Below are 16,225 nucleotides of genomic sequence, written 5' to 3' on the forward strand. Positions count from 1 at the left end.
CCCAAGGATGGGAAAAAATAAAAATAACATGGAGGTGGAATTATGAGAATTAATCATAATTTAAATGCTATTAACGCTTGGAGAAACTTAGGTCACACTAACACTATGATTGGTAAATCTTTGGAAAAACTTTCTTCTGGTTTGAGAATTAATAGAGCTGGTGACGATGCTGCTGGTTTAGCTATTTCTGAAAAAATGAGAGCTCAAATTAAAGGTTATGATATGGCTACTAAAAATGCTCAAGATGGTATTTCCTTGATTCAAACCGCTGAAGGTGCTTTGACTGAAGTTCACTCTATGCTTCAAAGAATGAGAGAAATTTCTGTTCAAGCTGCTAATGACACCAATAACACTGAAGATAGAAATGCTCTTAAAAAAGAAATAACTCAACTACAAACTGAAATAGACAGAATTGGTTCTACTACTAAGTTTAATGGAAAATCTTTGTTTGCCGCTAGCCAATCGTTTAGCTTGCAAATTGGTCCTGATAAAGATACTAATCTAGTTCTTAATGTTAAATCTCAAGCTGTTACAACAACAAAGCTTGGAATTAATTCACTTGCTATAGATTCAAATACAAATGCTCAATCTGCTATATCTAGTATTGATGTAGCAATTAAAAAAGTTTCAAGCTTAAGAGCACAATTTGGAGCTTATCAAAATAGACTTGAACATACTGTTAATAATTTAAGTGTTTCAAGTGAAAATTTAACTGCTGCTGAATCTAGAATTAGAGATGTTGATATGGCTAAAGAAATGATGAAATTTACTAAACAACAAATTTTATTACAATCTTCTAACGCTATGCTAGCTCAAGCTAATCAAGCTCCTCAACAAGTTCTTTCTTTATTAAGATAATTTAACCCAAGGATGGGAAAAAATAAAAATAACATGGAGGTGGAATTATGAGAATTAATCATAATTTAAATGCTATTAACGCTTGGAGAAACTTAGGTCACACTAACACTATGATTGGTAAATCTTTGGAAAAACTTTCTTCTGGTTTGAGAATTAATAGAGCTGGTGACGATGCTGCTGGTTTAGCTATTTCTGAAAAAATGAGAGCTCAAATTAAAGGTTATGATATGGCTACTAAAAATGCTCAAGATGGTATTTCCTTGATTCAAACCGCTGAAGGTGCTTTGACTGAAGTTCACTCTATGCTTCAAAGAATGAGAGAAATTTCTGTTCAAGCTGCTAATGACACCAATAACACTGAAGATAGAAATGCTCTTAAAAAAGAAATAACTCAACTACAAACTGAAATAAATAGAATTGGTTCTACTACTAAGTTTAATGGAAAAACTTTGTTTACATCTACTGCTGCGTTTAGTTTACAAATTGGTCCTGATAAAGATACTAATCTAGTTCTTAAAGTTAGTTCTCAAAGTATCACAACAACAAAACTTGGAATTGGTTCAATTAACATAGCCTCAAATACAAGTTCTCAAATTGCTATATCTAACATTGATGGAGCTATTAAACAAATTTCAAGCTTAAGAGCACAATTTGGTGCTTATCAAAATAGACTTGAACATACTGTTAATAATTTAAGTGTTTCAAGTGAAAATTTAACTGCTGCTGAATCTAGAATTAGAGATGTTGATATGGCTAAAGAAATGATGAAATTTACTAAACAACAAATTTTATTACAATCTTCTAACGCTATGCTAGCTCAAGCTAATCAAGCTCCTCAACAAGTTCTTTCTTTATTAAGATAATTTAAATAAAAATAAAAGGCAAGCAATGCTTGCCTTTTATTTTTAGAGTTAAAAGGAGGATAACAAATTGAAAATATCAGCTTGCTTAATAGTTAAAAATGAAGAAGGAAATATTGAGAGATGTTTAAAATCATTAAAAAATGAAGTTGACGAAATTATAATTATTGATACAGGATCTAAAGATAATACAGTATCATTATGTAAAAAATATACTAATAAAATTTATTTTAAAGAATGGAAAAATAATTTTTCTGAAGCAAGAAACTATTCCATAGAAAAAGCAACTGGAGATTGGATTCTTATAATTGATGCTGATGAAGAATTATATTTGAAAAATGTTAATTTAAAAGCTATTGTTTTAGAAGCTCATAAAAATAATTATAAAGTTATAACTCCATTAAATATAAACTATTTATCTTTTGATTATTCTTCTTATGATGAATTTAATTTACCTAGATTATTTTTAAAAAATAATATTAAGTATGTACGTTCAGTTCATAATCAACCTGTTTATAAAGGAAAAGAATTCTATACTTCAAAAATAATTATAAAACATTATGGATATCTTTGGACTGAAAGTTTAAAAATAAAAAAATTAAAAAGATCATATCCTCTTATTTTAAATGAAATTGATAATTTTAAAAACAAAAATACAGAAACCTTTATCTATTATGTAGGTCAAAAACTAAAATTAGATTTAATTTCAGAAAATAATTATATTTTTTTAAAAGATTTTTATAAGTATAAAGATATTATTTTTAAAAATGCAGATAAATCAGCAATGTCTATCGAAAATATAAAAGACTATATTTATATAATTCAAAAATATGGGAAAATTAATGAAGCTGAAAAAAATACAAAATTATTTTATTCTATAAATAATATTAATCCAGATATAGCATTAATAATGGCTAATTTTTATTATAAAATAAAAAATTATGAAAAAGTTATTGAATATTTTGAAATTTTTTTAAATTCTCTCTATCTTTATTATAAAAATATTGATAAAATAACTTTTTCAACAATGTATAATTCAATACTCTTTAAAGCTTTTAAAATGCTTTTTTCTTCATTTACTAAAAGTAATAAAAAGATTTTTATTAATATAAAAAATGAAAAACTATTATTTATTTATAATAATAATAATTTTTCTTCTTTATCTGAATTATATTTTTATTTTTTATTAAAAGATTTAAATATTGAAAATTTAAATAAACCTAAATTATTAAAAAAAGATTATATAGAAAATATTATAGATATAAATTTTGACAAATATGCTAAAAAATTAAATGAAAAAACTAAAGAAACTTTATATTATATTCTTTTATCTTATTCTATTTACTATGGAAATATTCAGATAATTGAAAATAATTTTTTTGAATATTTAGAAAATTCATTTAATTCGAGTGATTTAGCAATAAATTTAATTTTTTTAGAAGAAATTTTTAATTTGATAAACAAAAATATTTTTTATAAAATAATATTAAAAAAAATTGGTAATGATTCTAAAATTTGGAAATTTTTTGAAGCTTTTTATTATTTTAGAGTAGGAGACAGATTAAAATCTTTGGCGTTTTTTAACATTAATAAAGATATACATAAAGGAAGTTTAAGAGATTCTATAAAATATAAAGTAATAAAAGATATTGAAATTACAAATTCTTTATTAATAAAACATCCATATACACTTTCTTCATTAGAACATAACAAAAATTTATACAAAAATGAAAAAACATTTCATAATTATTTATATAAAAAAATTAAATCTAATACTTCTTTAGAATTTTCGACTTTTATAAACTTACTTAACTATAAATCAACAAAAATGTCCATTATAAATAATTATTTTGATTTATATGAAAAAAATAGAAGTTTAGATATTTTAAATAATGCCATGGAAATTTTTAACTCTTTGTTAAACAAAAAAAATATTGACATTGAAGAACTAAAAATATATTTAAAAAATATATCCACTAAATTTAACAATCCTTATGTAATAACTCCACACTGGGCTTTAATTTATTACAATGATTTTAATAAAAAAAATAATTCTTGTTTTAATCCAAAAGATAAAATAAAAAAAATATCTATTCCAGCTTTTAATTATAATGAAGATATAGAAATATCTTTTTTTAATATTTGGAGAGAAAATAGCTTCATGTATTATAAAGAAAAAATACTATCAAAAAAAGATAATAATATATTAATTAATTACTTTAAAAAAGATTTAGAAAAATTAGTTGATTATTTTGATAATTTTATTGATTTTTCAAACAAAACACTTTTAATAAACACAAATAATAATTATGGTATAATAGGAAAAAACAAATACGATTTTAATATCTCTAATTATAAAAATGCTATAATATTTTTACCAGAAATTTTAGATTTTGATATAAAAGAATTTATATTTAATTCATTGAATGTTTTAGATGAAATACTTGTTATTACTTTAAAAGACATAGAAGAATGTTTTGATAATCCTTATACTAATTATTATATTAAAAATAAAATATTTTTTAAAAATAATTTTAAATTAGTATTTAATAATGAAAAGTATAATTTTTTTAAAAAATAAATTAGAGGTCAAACCTCTAATTTATTTTAAATTATATACTATTTTGAAAATGCTTGAGATATATAGCTTCCTTGTGAATTCATATTATTTATAGCTTGTTCCATTGCTGAAAATTTCATATTATAATATGCTTCTTTTTTATGTACATTATCTAACATAGTTACCATTTCTTTTGCTAAGCTTCTCATTTGAACTCCAATTGTTCCAGTTGTTCCAGATATTTGATCTATATATCCTCCAAATTTTGTTGTATCCCATAAATAATTTTTTAATTGTGTTCCTATTCCATATTCTTCATTATTTAAATCATTTAAAGCAAAAAGATTCCAAACATCGTGAGCATTATTATTTAATGCTTCTTTTAGTTTTTCTTCATCTACACTTAATAACCCTTTTTCAGTATTACTATAATTTCCTTCCAAGTCTCCCGAAGAAACTCCTATACTATATAAAGATGTATAATCATTTGTATTATTCACCAAATTTAATTGTGAATATCCAATATTTTTTATTTTATAAAATAGATTTTCTAAGTTACTATCTCCTTTTAACAAACCCTTCATTTTATCCTCATCAGTCATATCTGATTCAGCTTTATCCGTAACTTTATTTTCATTTAATTTATCATAAAGAAAATTCATTACATCATTATATTTATCTACAAACTCTTTTATTTTTTCTACTGATTTATCTATATCTTGAGAAACTGAAATTTTTGTAAATGATGTATCTACAGATTTTATATTCAAAGTTACATTATTAAAATTAAAATTATTAGATGACTCTGTTAAAGTCATATGTGTAGTACTTCCATCAAACGAAATTTCAACATTTGCATTTGAACCAGTTACTCCATTTGCTACATCTGTAAGGGTTGTTGCTGTACCTGTTGAAAATAACTTATCTAAAATATTTGCATTGGACGAATCTATTTGTAAGGATTTATCTCCCGTATTTTTATTTAAAACAAATACTTGACCATCTTCAAATATCATATTTGAATCTGTTTTAGAATTTATAACATCAGTTAAAGTTTGAATTGTATCAGTTGTCTTTAAATCACCAGTTCCATCATCTTTTATATTTAAAGTAACTGCATTTCCATCAACCGTAAAAGTTAATGTATCCCCATCTAAAGCCGATAAATCTGATAAAGTTGATGCTGTTGTTATAGCTGAATCAGCAGTACCTTTTATGTAAGATGACGAAGCTAATTGTGTTGTTTTAACATAAAAATCAATGTTAGATGATGTTGAGAGTGCTGTTGCTTCTACCTTATCTGTATCTGCAGACTCTGCTTTTTTAGGTATAAGATTTTTTTGAAAACTAAATGTTGTCATATAATCCCAAAAACCTTGTAATTTATCATTTATTTCTGTCCATGATTTTTGTTTATACTTTAATTCATCAAAATTTGTTTGAACTTTTTTTAATGGTTGTGTTTCAATTTCCATCAATTTTTCAACTATTGACTTTGTATCTATTCCAGATGCTAATCCACCAATTTGAAACATTCCCATATAGCTGTTAGAATCAGACATTCATCTCACCTCCATGGTGATATATTATTATTTAATATAATATCGTCTTTAATGGTTATTTTCTTTAATTAAACTATGGTATAATAAAAGTAATGGTGTTTTTGAATTGATTATAAAGAGGTGTTTTTTATGGTTTTTAAAGGAATTCTTTTTACACCAAAAGATGAATTTTATTCGTTTAAAAATTTCTTTCATAAAAACGATGATACAATCATAATAAAAGATATTGAACCAGAAAAATTAGAATTAACAACTTCTTCGGGTTTTGTGTCTTATTTTCTTGTTGAAGAGTTTGAAAGAGTTTATGGAATAAAAAGGTACTTAAAACCTGATTATAGAATGAAAAAATATTTAAAAACAATGTATGTTGATTATATTTCTGATGAAATACGTGAACTTTATGGTGATTATATTGAAGTAATTTCAAAGTATATGGGACTTGGTGTTGTTATTGAATCTTTAAATGAATTAATTAAAACTCAAGATGTTATTTCAAATTATGAATTTTGGATTGACGATTTAGCAAAAAATGTTGAAGGTAAATATAGAGAAGCCGTTTCACAAAAAATAACAAAGTTTGCAAATATCTATCTTATAAAGGTTTATGAAAAACTCTTTCAAAAAAATATAGAATTATTGAGTATTCATAGTTCTGAAATAACTTATAAGATACTTGAAACTTCTTTAATTCAAAAAACTTTTTAGTATGAGGTGAAAGAAGTGAAACGATTCAATACAACAGGAGTGTGTGTTCCTAAAAAACATTACATGGTTAATATTGAAAATAAATTAAATCAAATAATGAATTTAATAGAAAATGGTGAATACTTTACAATAAATAAACCAAGACAGTTTGGTAAAACTACTACTATGTTTTTACTTGAAAAAAAGTTGAAAAACAAGTATACAGTAATTTCTATAAGTTTTGAAGGTATAGGAGATGTTCCTTTTCAAAATGAAGAAGTATTTTCTGAAACTTTTTTAAATTTAATGAAAAAAAGTCTATCTTTTACAAACAAAGAAGTATCTGAAAAAATAAAAGATAATAAAATGAGTATGAGTCAATTATCAGAAGAAATAACAAGAATAAATAAATTAACCAATAAAAAGATAGTATTAATGATAGATGAAGTAGATAAAAGCTCTAATAATCAACTGTTTTTAAACTTTTTAGGTATGCTTAGGACTAAGTATTTAGAAGCAAATAAAGAAAAAGATTATACATTTTATAGTGTAATCTTAGCAGGAGTACACGATGTTAAAAGCTTAAAAACTCATATAAGACCTAATGAAGAAATAAAGTATAATAGTCCTTGGAATATAGCTGTAGACTTTGACATAGACTTAGCTTTTAATCCTGATGAAATTTCTACTATGATAGTTGATTATTATAAAGATAGAGGTTATGAACTAAATAATGTTAAGCATATTTCTGAAAAATTATACTATTACACATCAGGTTATCCATTTTTAGTTAGTAAACTTTGTCAAATTATTGATGAAGAAATGAAGGTGGAAAAAGAATGGTCTGATGAAATTTTACAAGATGCTGTAAAGATTATTCTAAAAAAACAAAATACTAACTTTGAATCACTTATTAAAAATTTAGAAAATAACGAGGATATATATAACTTAGTATATAAAATAATAATAGATGGAAAAGAAATTAAATATAACATAGATAATCCAACAATAAATTTATGTTTAATGTATGGAATTTTAAAAAACAAAAAAGGTACTTTAAAGGTTCAAAACAAAATTTATGAGCAAAGAATATACGATTATATGGCATCAAAGATAGAAACATCACAAAATGTAGATACTGAAAGATACAACTTTAGAGATAACTTCATAATTGGAGACAAATTAAATATGGAACTCGTTTTAAAAAAGTTTCAGCTTTTTATGAAAGAACAATACTCAGAAAAAGATGTAAATTTTGTAGAAAGAAATGGCACTTTAATATTTTTAGCTTTTATAAAACCAATAATAAATGGAAAAGGCTTTGACTTTAAAGAAGTTCAAATTTCTGAAGAAAAGAGACTTGATGTTGTTATTACATATAGTAAGTACAAATATATTATTGAAATGAAAAAGTGGTATGGAGAAGAGTATCATAAACGTGGTATTAAGCAACTTGAACAGTATCTTGATATTAACAATCAAAATAAAGGTTATTTAGTAATTTTTGACACCAGAAAAAAATCTAATAAAAAACAGGAAAATATAAAAATTAAAAATAAAGAAATTTTTGCCGTTTGGGTTTAATAAATATGAGGTGAAAAAAATGAAACGATTCAATACAACAGGAGTGTGTGTTCCTAAAAAGCATTACATGGTTAATATTGAAAATAAATTAAAGCAAATAATGAAATTAATAGAAAATGGTGAATACTTTACAATAAATAAACCAAGACAGTTTGGTAAAACTACTACTATGTTTTTACTTGAAAAAAAGTTAGAAAATGAGTATACAGTAATTTCCATAAGTTTTGAAGGTATTGGTTCCATAATAATGGAAGATGAAAAAGAGTTTGTTCAAAGTTTTTTAGAAGATATAACAGATTCATTAAATATAAAAATAGATAAAAAAATAATAAAAACTATGAAAGAACTATCAAAAACAATAACAAAAATAGCTAAAGCAAGTGAAAAAAAGATAGTACTAATGATAGATGAAGTAGATAAAAGCTCTAATAATCAACTATTTTTAAACTTTTTAGGCATGCTCAGAACAAAGTATTTAGAAGCAAACAAAGGAAAAGACTATACATTTTACAGTATAATCTTAGCTGGAGTACACGATGTTAAAAGCTTAAAAACTCATATAAGGCCTAATGAAGAAATAAAGTATAACAGTCCGTGGAATATAGCTGTAGACTTTGACATAGACTTATCTTTTAATTCAGATGAAATTTCTACTATGATAGTTGATTATTATAATGATAGAGGTTATGAACTCAATAATGTTAAATACATTTCTGAAAAATTATACTATTATACATCAGGTTATCCTTTTTTAGTTAGTAAACTTTGTCAAATTATTGATGAAGAAATGAAAGTAGAAAAAGAATGGACTGATGAAGTTCTTCAAGATGCCGTAAAGATTATTCTAAAAAAACAAAACACTAACTTTGAATCATTAATTAAAAATTTAGAGAATAATAAAAAACTTTATAATTTTATTTTTGATTTAATCATAAATGGTATGGAATATGAATACAATAAATTTGAGCCTATAATACATTTTGCTGAAATATATGGCATAATAAAAGATGATAATGGAAAGGTCAAAATTCAAAATAAAATATATGAACAGATCATATATAATTACATGATATCTAAATTGAGTATAGCTTCAAGGCAAGATTTTTCTCGTTACAACTTTAGAGATAACTTCATAATTGGAGACAAATTAAATATGGAACTCGTTTTAAAAAAGTTTCAGCTTTTTATGAAAGAACAATACTCAGAAAAAGATGTAAATTTTGTAGAAAGAAATGGTACTTTAATATTTTTAGCTTTTATAAAACCAATAATAAATGGAAAAGGCTTTGACTTTAAAGAAGTTCAAATTTCTGAAGAAAAGAGACTTGATGTTGTTATTACATATAGTAAGTACAAATATATTATTGAAATGAAAAAGTGGTATGGAGAAGAGTATCATAAACGTGGTATTAAGCAACTTGAACAGTATCTTGATATTAACAATCAAAATAAAGGTTATTTAGTAATTTTTGACACCAGAAAAAAATCTAATAAAAAACAGGAAAATATAAAAATTAAAAATAAAGAAATTTTTGCCGTTTGGGTTTAATAAATATGAGGTGAAAAAAATGAAACGATTCAATACAACAGGAGTGTGTGTTCCTAAAAAGCATTACATGGTTAATATTGAAAATAAATTAAAACAAATAATGAAATTAATAGAAAATGGTGAATACTTTACAATAAATAAACCAAGACAGTTTGGTAAAACTACTACTATGTTTTTACTTATGAAAAAATTAAGAAAAACCAATAATTATCTCCCTATAAAAATTAGTTTTGAAGGTATAGGAGATATGCCATTTCAAAATGAAGAAGTATTTTCTAAAACATTTTTGAGTTTAATAAAAAGAAATTTGATTTTTACAGACGAAGAAATCTCTGAAAAAATAGAAATAAAAAAAATGAGTATGAATCAATTATCAGAAGAAATAACAAGAATAAATAAATTAACCAATAAAAAGATAGTATTAATGATAGATGAAGTAGATAAGAGCTCTAACAATCAACTATTTTTAAACTTTTTAGGTATGCTTAGAACAAAATACTTGAATCAAATAGAAGAAGAAGATAAAAGTTTTTACAGTATAATCTTAGCTGGAGTACACGATGTTAAAAGTTTAAAAACTCATATAAGGCCTAATGAAGAAATAAAGTATAACAGTCCGTGGAATATAGCAGTAGACTTTGACATAGATTTATCTTTTAATTCAGGTGAAATTTCTACTATGATAGTTGATTATTATAATGATAGAGGTTATGAACTCAATAATGTTAAATACATTTCTGAAAAATTATACTATTATACATCAGGTTATCCTTTTTTAGTTAGTAAACTTTGTCAAATTATTGATGAAGAAATGAAGATAAAAAAAGAATGGACAGATGAAGTTCTTCAAGATTCCGTAAAGATTATTCTAAAAAAGCAAAACACTAACTTTGAATCATTAATTAAAAATTTAGAGAATAATGAAGATATATATAACTTAGTATATAAAATAATAATAGATGGAAAAGAAGTCAAATATAATATGTATAATCCAATAATAAATCTATGTTTAATGTATGGTATATTAAAAAACGAAAATGGTACTTTAAAGGTTCAAAACAAAATTTATGAACAATTAATATATGATTATATGGCATCAAAAATAGAAACATCACAAAATGTGGATACTGAAAGATACAACTTTAGAGATAACTTCATAATTGGAGACAAATTAAATATGGAACTCGTTTTAAAAAAGTTTCAGCTTTTTATGAAAGAACAATACTCAGAAAAAGATGTAAATTTTGTAGAAAGAAATGGCACTTTAATATTTTTAGCTTTTATAAAACCAATAATAAATGGAAAAGGCTTTGACTTTAAAGAAGTTCAAATTTCTGAAGAAAAGAGACTTGATGTTGTTATTACATATAGTAAGTACAAATATATTATTGAAATGAAAAAGTGGTATGGAGAAGAGTATCATAAACGTGGTATTAAGCAACTTGAACAGTATCTTGATATTAACAATCAAAATAAAGGTTATTTAGTAATTTTTGACACCAGAAAAAAATCTAATAAAAAACAGGAAAATATAAAAATTAAAAATAAAGAAATTTTTGCCGTTTGGGTTTAATAAATATGAGGTGAAAAAAATGAAACGATTCAATACAACAGGAGTGTGTGTTCCTAAAAAACATTACATGGTTAATATTGAAAATAAATTAAAGCAAATAATGAAATTAATAGAAAATGGTGAATACTTTACAATAAACAAACCAAGACAGTTTGGTAAAACTACTACTATGTTTTTACTTGAAAAAAAGTTAAAAAACAAGTATACAGTAATTTCTATAAGTTTTGAAGGTATAGGAGATATGCCATTTCAAAATGAAGAAGTATTTTCTGAAACTTTTTTAAATTTAATGAAAAAAAGTCTATCTTTTACAAACAAAGAAGTATCTGAAAAAATAAAAGATAAAAAAATGAGTATGAGTCAATTATCAGAAGAAATAACAAGAATAAATAAATTAACCAATAAAAAGATAGTATTAATGATAGATGAAGTAGATAAGAGCTCTAACAATCAACTATTTTTAAACTTTTTAGGTATGCTTAGGACTAAGTATTTAGAATCAAACAAAGGAAAAGACTATACATTTTACAGTATAATCTTAGCTGGAGTACACGATGTTAAAAGTTTAAAAACTCATATAAGGCCTAATGAAGAAATAAAGTATAACAGTCCGTGGAATATAGCTGTAGACTTTGACATAGACTTATCTTTTAATTCAGATGAAATTTCTACTATGATAGTTGATTATTATAATGATAGAGGTTATGAACTCAATAATGTTAAATACATTTCTGAAAAATTATACTATTATACATCAGGTTATCCTTTTTTAGTTAGTAAACTTTGTCAAATTATTGATGAAGAAATGAAAGTAAAAAAAGAATGGACAGATGAAGTTCTTCAAGATGCCGTAAAGATTATTCTAAAAAAACAAAACACTAACTTTGAATCATTAATTAAAAATTTAGAGAATAATAAAAAACTTTATAATTTTATTTTTGATTTAATCATAAATGGTATGGAATATGAATACAATAAATTTGAGCCTATAATACATTTTGCTGAAATATATGGCATAATAAAAGATGATAATGGAAAGGTCAAAATTCAAAATAAAATATATGAACAGATCATATATAATTACATGATATCTAAATTGAGTATAGCTTCAAGGCAAGATTTTTCTCGTTACAACTTTAGAGATAACTTCATAATTGGAGACAAATTAAATATGGAACTCGTTTTAAAAAAGTTTCAGCTTTTTATGAAAGAACAATACTCAGAAAAAGATGTAAATTTTGTAGAAAGAAATGGTACTTTAATATTTTTAGCTTTTATAAAACCAATAATAAATGGAAAAGGCTTTGACTTTAAAGAAGTTCAAATTTCTGAAGAAAAGAGACTTGATGTTGTTATTACATATAGTAAGTACAAATATATTATTGAAATGAAAAAGTGGTATGGAGAAGAGTATCATAAACGTGGTATTAAGCAACTTGAACAGTATCTTGATATTAACAATCAAAATAAAGGTTATTTAGTAATTTTTGACACCAGAAAAAAATCTAATAAAAAACAGGAAAATATAAAAATTAAAAATAAAGAAATTTTTGCCGTTTGGGTTTAATAAATATGAGGTGAAAAAAATGAAACGATTCAATACAACAGGAGTGTGTGTTCCTAAAAAGCATTACATGGTTAATATTGAAAATAAATTAAAGCAAATAATGAAATTAATAGAAAATGGTGAATACTTTACAATAAATAAACCAAGACAGTTTGGTAAAACTACTACTATGTTTTTACTTGAAAAAAAGTTAGAAAATGAGTATACAGTAATTTCCATAAGTTTTGAAGGTATTGGTTCCATAATAATGGAAGATGAAAAAGAGTTTGTTCAAAGTTTTTTAGAAGATATAACAGATTCATTAAATATAAAAATAGATAAAAAAATAATAAAAACTATGAAAGAACTATCAAAAACAATAACAAAAATAGCTAAAGCAAGTGAAAAAAAGATAGTATTAATGATAGATGAAGTAGATAAAAGCTCTAATAATCAACTATTTTTAAACTTTTTAGGCATGCTCAGAACAAAGTATTTAGAAGCAAACAAAGGAAAAGACTATACATTTTACAGTATAATCTTAGCTGGAGTACACGATGTTAAAAGCTTAAAAACTCATATAAGGCCTAATGAAGAAATAAAGTACAACAGTCCGTGGAATATAGCTGTAGACTTTGACATAGACTTATCTTTTAATTCAGATGAAATTTCTACTATGATAGTTGATTATTATAATGATAGAGGTTATGAACTCAATAATGTTAAATACATTTCTGAAAAATTATACTATTATACATCAGGTTATCCATTTTTAGTTAGTAAACTTTGTCAAATTATTGATGAAGAAATGAAAGTAAAAAAAGAATGGACAGATGAAGTTCTTCAAGATGCCGTAAAGATTATTCTAAAAAAACAAAACACTAACTTTGAATCATTAATTAAAAATTTAGAAAATAATGAAGATATATATAACTTAGTATATAAAATAATAATAGATGGAAAAGAAGTTAAATATAATATAGATAATCCAACAATAAATCTATGTTTAATGTATGGTATATTAAAAAACGAAAATGGCACTTTAAAGGTTCAAAACAAAATTTATGAACAAAGAATATACGATTATATGGCATCAAAGATAGAAACATCACAAAATGTAGATACTGAAAGATACAACTTTAGAGATAACTTCATAATTGGAGACAAATTAAATATGGAACTCGTTTTAAAAAAGTTTCAGCTTTTTATGAAAGAACAATACTCAGAAAAAGATGTAAATTTTGTAGAAAGAAATGGTACTTTAATATTTTTAGCTTTTATAAAACCAATAATAAATGGAAAAGGCTTTGACTTTAAAGAAGTTCAAATTTCTGAAGAAAAGAGACTTGATGTTGTTATTACATATGGTAAGTACAAATATATTATTGAAATGAAAAAGTGGTATGGTGAAGAATATCATAAACGTGGTATTAAGCAACTTGAACAGTATCTTGATATTAACAATCAAAATAAAGGTTATTTAGTAATTTTTGACACCAGAAAAAAATCTAATAAAAAACAGGAAAATATAAAAATTAAAAATAAAGAAATTTTTGCCGTTTGGGTTTAATAAAAAAATGATATGTAGGAGGAAATATGAGTAAAAAAAGAATGGTTGCTGCAACAGTTGCATACGATGGAACAGAATTTTTTGGTTTTCAGGGACAACCAAAGTTTAGAACTGTACAAGGAGAGTTTGAATTAGCTCTTCAAAAAATATTTAAACAAAAAGTAATAAGTTTTGGAGCTGGTAGAACAGATACGGGTGTTCATGCTTGGGGACAAATAATGGCTTTTAAAGTTCCAAATGAAAAGATGAGCATAAAAAATATCAAAGATGCTATGAATTCTGTTTTACCAAAAGATATTTATATAAGAGAGGTAAAAGAAGTACCAGAAAATTTTAGTCCAAGGTTTCATGCAAAAAAAAGAATTTATCATTACTTTATAATGCCAAAAAGAGATCCAAATATTTTTTTAAGAAATAGAGTTTGGTGGTTTCCTTATGATTTAGATATTCATAAAATGCGAGAAGGCGCTAAGTATTTTATAGGTGAACACGATTTTACAAGCTTTAAAACAGGTAATGACGAAAGAAATCCAGTAAGAACTATTGAAAAAATAAGAATTATAAAATTAAACAATGGTTTAATTTTAATAAGAGTAGAAGGCATTTCATTTTTAAGAAGAATGGTTAGAAATATGGTTGGAACTCTTGTAAAGGTGGGAACAGGCACATGGGAACCGGAAAAAATAAAAGAAATTTTAGAAGCAAAAGACAGATCGCAAGCTCCAGCTTCAGCTCCTGGAGAAGGACTTTATTTTTATTCTGTTTTATTTTAATAAATTTATCAATATTTTCTGCTGACAGAATAGGTCTTGTTTATAATGGACCTAAGTTTTATTTTAATGATGTGCTATATACATTATATGGTTATTATGATGTAAGTATTCCTCCAATTACAAATGAAGATAAAATTGAAGTTTCTTACAAAAATAATTTATTTTATATTAATTACAAAGGAAATGAAGTTTCTTGTAAATTAAATGAATTAAATGATACTTTTTCAAAACTTTTAAATAGATCACTAAAAAGTTTAATAATAATACCTGATAGAAGTTATATAACAAAAAATGATGCTACTTCAACTGTATCTTTTGAACTTTGGAATAAAAAAATGAAAATTCCTTTATTGGTTAATAATATAAAATATGATTATTTTTTATATCCACCACTTGGTAAAAGACTTGTACACGTACCAGATAGATGGATAAACTTAAAAATTTTAGGTATTAAAGATACTATAAAATTAAATGGAAAAAAATTAATTGCTCCATTGAATTTGAATATTCCACCATCAATAATAAATATCGAATATGGAATGGTAAACCAAAAAATTGATCTAACTGATTATTCTAGCAATACTTATGTTTTAAACCTACAAAAACAAAATTTATACAAATCAATAAATACAAAAATATTAAACGTTTTTAATTTAAACAGTGGAATATTTTTATATGGAATTCCAAATTCTTTATGGATAAGTAATGGCGAAGTTAAACTCACTGAAGATAAATTTTATTGTAATTATGGTGAATTAAAAAATATATCTGGAAATGTAATTTTTGCTTATGAAAAAGATAATACCGTTTATATAATTAGTAGTTCAGGTAAATTTTTTACCCTTGGAACAAAAAATATATCAAAGGATTTTGGGCGTTCTCCATTATCAATAAAAGTTTATAAAAATTATATAGAAATAAAAACTTTTAAACTTGAAACATATAGAGTAAACTTTGATGGAGGAATTTATAAAGAAGGTAATGTTTATAATTTATTTTTAGATATTCCTGATACTAAACCTAAAAAAAGTTATGAAACTAATAAGTATATTGTAGAAATCAATGATAACAAAGTTTTTATTTATAAAAAAAATATAAATTAATAA

12 protein-coding genes are annotated in these 16,225 nt (G+C 23.9%); 11 read left to right on the plus strand and 1 reads right to left on the minus strand.

What is annotated here, in order from left to right:
* The first annotated feature begins 42 nt into the window (after window positions 1-42).
* The 3 genes from IGS63_RS03935 to IGS63_RS03945 all read left to right on the plus strand — a co-directional run bounded on the left by IGS63_RS03935 (window position 43) and on the right by IGS63_RS03945 (window position 4,299).
* Window positions 43-858, plus strand: a complete 816-nt coding sequence (locus IGS63_RS03935) for a flagellin N-terminal helical domain-containing protein (RefSeq protein ID WP_190615707.1) — start codon at window positions 43-45, stop codon at window positions 856-858.
* Between the two features lie 47 nt (window positions 859-905).
* Entirely contained in the window at window positions 906-1,721 is an 816-nt protein-coding gene (locus tag IGS63_RS03940; RefSeq protein ID WP_190615708.1) for a flagellin N-terminal helical domain-containing protein, read from the plus strand.
* 67 nt (window positions 1,722-1,788) lie between these two features.
* Window positions 1,789-4,299: a glycosyltransferase family 2 protein gene (locus IGS63_RS03945; protein ID WP_190615709.1), complete on the plus strand. Its 2,511-nt coding sequence runs from the start codon at window positions 1,789-1,791 to the stop codon at window positions 4,297-4,299.
* 38 nt (window positions 4,300-4,337) lie between these two features.
* Here IGS63_RS03945 and fliD read toward each other — a convergent pair whose 3' ends face one another.
* Entirely contained in the window at window positions 4,338-5,840 is a 1,503-nt protein-coding gene (gene fliD, locus IGS63_RS03950; RefSeq protein WP_190615710.1) for a flagellar filament capping protein FliD, read from the minus strand.
* A 129-nt stretch (window positions 5,841-5,969) separates the two neighbouring features.
* On the opposite strand from fliD, the gene IGS63_RS03955 reads away from it, so the two are divergent.
* The 8 genes from IGS63_RS03955 (at window position 5,970) to IGS63_RS03990 (ending at window position 16,222) form a co-directional block, all read left to right on the plus strand.
* Complete coding sequence (locus IGS63_RS03955) at window positions 5,970-6,545, plus strand: hypothetical protein (protein WP_190615711.1); 576 nt, start codon at window positions 5,970-5,972, stop codon at window positions 6,543-6,545.
* A gap of 63 nt (window positions 6,546-6,608) precedes the next feature.
* The gene (locus tag IGS63_RS03960) at window positions 6,609-8,108 is read left to right on the plus strand and encodes an AAA family ATPase (protein ID WP_190616101.1); all 1,500 of its coding nucleotides are present in this window, start codon (window positions 6,609-6,611) and stop codon (window positions 8,106-8,108) included.
* A 19-nt stretch (window positions 8,109-8,127) separates the two neighbouring features.
* Entirely contained in the window at window positions 8,128-9,657 is a 1,530-nt protein-coding gene (locus IGS63_RS03965) for an AAA-like domain-containing protein (RefSeq protein WP_190615712.1), read from the plus strand.
* 19 nt (window positions 9,658-9,676) lie between these two features.
* Window positions 9,677-11,230 carry a P-loop NTPase family protein gene (locus IGS63_RS03970; RefSeq protein WP_190615713.1) on the plus strand — a complete coding sequence of 518 codons (1,554 nt, stop codon included), beginning with the start codon at window positions 9,677-9,679 and terminating at the stop codon, window positions 11,228-11,230.
* 19 nt (window positions 11,231-11,249) lie between these two features.
* Entirely contained in the window at window positions 11,250-12,797 is a 1,548-nt protein-coding gene (locus IGS63_RS03975; protein ID WP_190615714.1) for an AAA family ATPase, read from the plus strand.
* 19 nt (window positions 12,798-12,816) lie between these two features.
* Window positions 12,817-14,346 carry an AAA-like domain-containing protein gene (locus IGS63_RS03980; protein ID WP_190615715.1) on the plus strand — a complete coding sequence of 510 codons (1,530 nt, stop codon included), beginning with the start codon at window positions 12,817-12,819 and terminating at the stop codon, window positions 14,344-14,346.
* A gap of 26 nt (window positions 14,347-14,372) precedes the next feature.
* Window positions 14,373-15,119, plus strand: a complete 747-nt coding sequence (truA, locus tag IGS63_RS03985; protein WP_190615716.1) for a tRNA pseudouridine(38-40) synthase TruA — start codon at window positions 14,373-14,375, stop codon at window positions 15,117-15,119.
* Between the two features lie 71 nt (window positions 15,120-15,190).
* Window positions 15,191-16,222: a hypothetical protein gene (locus tag IGS63_RS03990; RefSeq protein WP_190615717.1), complete on the plus strand. Its 1,032-nt coding sequence runs from the start codon at window positions 15,191-15,193 to the stop codon at window positions 16,220-16,222.
* The last annotated feature ends 3 nt before the right edge of the window (window positions 16,223-16,225 follow it).

It is taken from the genome of Tepiditoga spiralis (genome assembly GCF_014701195.1).
Taxonomy (GTDB): Bacteria; Thermotogota; Thermotogae; order Petrotogales; family Petrotogaceae; genus Tepiditoga; species Tepiditoga spiralis.

Bases quoted from the DNA above. Each gene is read 5' to 3' on its own strand.
- IGS63_RS03940 (WP_190615708.1), top strand. From the start codon at position 906: ATGAGAATTAATCATAATTTAAATGCTATTAACGCTTGGAGAAACTTA.
- IGS63_RS03980 (WP_190615715.1), top strand. From the start codon at position 12,817: ATGAAACGATTCAATACAACAGGAGTGTGTGTTCCTAAAAAGCATTAC.
- fliD (WP_190615710.1), bottom strand. From the start codon at position 5,840: ATGTCTGATTCTAACAGCTATATGGGAATGTTTCAAATTGGTGGATTA.
- IGS63_RS03965 (WP_190615712.1), top strand. From the start codon at position 8,128: ATGAAACGATTCAATACAACAGGAGTGTGTGTTCCTAAAAAGCATTAC.
- IGS63_RS03935 (WP_190615707.1), top strand. From the start codon at position 43: ATGAGAATTAATCATAATTTAAATGCTATTAACGCTTGGAGAAACTTA.
- IGS63_RS03975 (WP_190615714.1), top strand. From the start codon at position 11,250: ATGAAACGATTCAATACAACAGGAGTGTGTGTTCCTAAAAAACATTAC.
- IGS63_RS03955 (WP_190615711.1), top strand. From the start codon at position 5,970: ATGGTTTTTAAAGGAATTCTTTTTACACCAAAAGATGAATTTTATTCG.
- truA (WP_190615716.1), top strand. From the start codon at position 14,373: ATGAGTAAAAAAAGAATGGTTGCTGCAACAGTTGCATACGATGGAACA.
- IGS63_RS03970 (WP_190615713.1), top strand. From the start codon at position 9,677: ATGAAACGATTCAATACAACAGGAGTGTGTGTTCCTAAAAAGCATTAC.
- IGS63_RS03960 (WP_190616101.1), top strand. From the start codon at position 6,609: ATGGTTAATATTGAAAATAAATTAAATCAAATAATGAATTTAATAGAA.